The sequence below is a fragment of the Vibrio sp. CUB2 genome, assembly GCF_001557945.1.
Lineage (GTDB): Bacteria > Pseudomonadota > Gammaproteobacteria > Enterobacterales > Vibrionaceae > Vibrio > Vibrio owensii.
In genome coordinates this window covers 1-2228 of record NZ_LNRB01000053.1, presented here as the reverse complement: position 1 = coordinate 2228, position 2228 = coordinate 1, and the positions used below count along the sequence as shown (strand labels likewise).

The following is a 2228-nucleotide window of genomic DNA, read 5'->3' as shown; positions in this document are numbered from 1 at the left end:
TAAAAAGTCACGACACAAATCCACTTAGCTTTTTTTCGTATGACTTCACGAGAGACTGCAATTTACTGGATCAGTAATTACTTACTAGAACCTTGACTATAAGGTGTTGATATATCGAGCTAACGCCGCATTAAGTAGTGAGCAACACCACCACTGAACCTAACTATTGTGCCGTAAACACCAAAGCTGACCAAACCAAAAATGCCACGCGTTGCGAATCTGCCTTAAATGCTTTGTTAGTTGCGAACTTCCCACTCAGACCTAAGCACACCATATTTAACTGAGTCGTAATATTTGCCTTGATAGTAACGGACTTTTCGTAACACAGCTTCTTGCGTGAAACCAAGCTTTGATGCGAGTGCCATCATTCTAGGATTTCCTGACCATGTCGTCATTCCAACACGCTCAATATTATGTGCACTAAAAAGATGAGTGACCCATAGAGGTATAGCTTGAGCTGCAATCCCCATACCCCAACACTGTGTGTCATAGATAACAACCCCAGCTTCAAGCCACCTTGTACTTTCGCACTCCCAGTAGCTGTTAACCGTACCTACAGGTTTGTTATCAAGAGTGATAACTTGAAGATCGACACCTGAGATTAAACGTTGAAATGTACCGTTTTTGAACTGTTCAAGTGAAGGATGAGAATACGGAAAATACGGTCCATTGAATTTAGTCCACTCATCATTTGAAACGATAAGGCTATATATTAGCTCCAACTCACCTTCTTTCGCGGGGCGAATTTCAACTCTATTTTTGTGCATCATACTTCCTTGTAGCTGATAGCAACTAACGCCCTGTTAAGGTGTGAGCAACGCAATACCAAAGCCGCCGCATACCACCTTTAACACTAAACGCAACGCATAGTAAAAATGCCACGCGTTGCGAATCACTCTTAAACAGATTGTTATATTTCAAATTTAATTGTATAGGTTTAAGCTTTCTATAATCTCTGACAAGTTAAATGGTTGTGAGTATTCAGATTGTAGTTTGCGTAATTCCTGTTGATCTAAATGCTTAATTGCATCTAGTGAGACACTTTCCAAAGGGGAAAGGTCTGCCTCAAAAATATGAAGTAACGAGTCATTCCCTTCTCGCTGTAACGCACTTCTCAGAGTCTCCACTTCACGTGAGATACAACTTCTAGAGTTGTAATTATATAAGTAGCCTATAACAATTTTTTTGTCTTCAAGACTCAAAGAGTTAAACCATGGATTATCCGGGAAATGTCGCTTTGTCTGATTTGAAATAAAGCACTCTTCATACTTGTCATCCCATGCTTTTAACGCTTGAACACTATCAGGATTACTTGAACAACCGGCAATCAACATTGAAATAAAGATCCATTTACTTAGATGCTTCACTCACACACCTCCAAAATTTCTGTTCATTACCATTCGTAAAGATTTCCTGTCTATATGCGATTTTAAAAATCTCACCTCTAACAATTCTGGTCGAAGAAGTCATCGCTCGACCGAACATTTCCCAGTCATATTCAGTAATTGTAATACCCATTTCAAATGGACTACTCGTCACGCTCGGGCTTGCAAAAATCTGAAACAATGGAACTGTTGATACCGCACTAGTAAACAGGTTTCCTTGTTTCATAATACTTCTTATATCGGAAACCGCCTTTTTACTCTTCCTCGATAACTTAAAACCTTTAATTTCACAATAGCCTATTTTTTCCATAACTTAGCCTTTGGTTGGGTTACTGACAAAACAAAGACCCTAACAAATTCAAGCTACAGACAAGCATGGTTATTCGTGATGTGACTCGGAAATATAACGCCGCGTTAAGTAGTGAGCAACGCCACCACGAAACTTAACCATACCACCATAAACACAAAACCCAACGATGGAATGAAAAATGCCATGCGTTGGGAATCTGTCTTAAACGCTTTGTTAGGTGTCTTGGATTCAAGTACGAAGTGCGACACCTCTGAACATAAAAACAGTGAGATGCGATAATCATGAAGTTTGCTCCCACCAAGAAGTAAAAAACATGAAATACACGCACCTAACTGAGAACGAAAGGTATATGATTTCTGCTCTCAGAAAGCAAGGAATTAGTACCGCTAAAATAGCTAAACAACTTGGTCGTCACAAAGCTACTATCTATCGAGAAATTGAACGCAATTCCCGATACAACAGACACTTTAAAAGGTACTCCTATCAGGCGTGGAGAGCCCAACAAATGGCTCGTAACCGGCTGAGCCGCTCGC

At 40.0% G+C, this 2228-nt stretch carries 4 protein-coding genes; 1 reads left to right on the top strand and 3 read right to left on the bottom strand.

The genetic code is table 11. The features are described from left to right. Window positions 1-236: 236 nt before the first annotated feature. From ATB78_RS27710 to ATB78_RS27700, 3 genes are all read right to left on the bottom strand, one after another. Complete coding sequence (locus tag ATB78_RS27710; protein WP_061011150.1) at window positions 237-767, bottom strand: GNAT family protein; 531 nt, start codon at window positions 765-767, stop codon at window positions 237-239. Window positions 768-923: 156 nt separating this feature from the next. Continuing rightward, window positions 924-1367 (bottom strand): hypothetical protein, encoded by a 444-nt coding sequence (locus ATB78_RS27705; protein ID WP_017190363.1) that lies wholly within the window; start codon window positions 1365-1367, stop codon window positions 924-926. Next, a complete protein-coding gene (locus ATB78_RS27700; RefSeq protein ID WP_017190364.1) occupies window positions 1351-1695 on the bottom strand; it encodes a hypothetical protein in 345 nt (114 codons plus the stop codon). Before ATB78_RS27700 ends, ATB78_RS27705 begins: the two co-directional genes overlap by 17 nt. 313 nt (window positions 1696-2008) lie before the next feature. On the opposite strand from ATB78_RS27700, the gene ATB78_RS27695 reads away from it, so the two are divergent. Continuing rightward, window positions 2009-2228 (top strand): helix-turn-helix domain-containing protein (locus tag ATB78_RS27695; protein ID WP_155647873.1); only part of this gene is annotated, 220 nt, incomplete at its 3' end.

Bases quoted from the DNA above. Each gene is read 5' to 3' on its own strand.
- ATB78_RS27710 (WP_061011150.1), bottom strand. From the start codon at position 767: ATGCACAAAAATAGAGTTGAAATTCGCCCCGCGAAAGAAGGTGAGTTG.
- ATB78_RS27700 (WP_017190364.1), bottom strand. From the start codon at position 1,695: ATGGAAAAAATAGGCTATTGTGAAATTAAAGGTTTTAAGTTATCGAGG.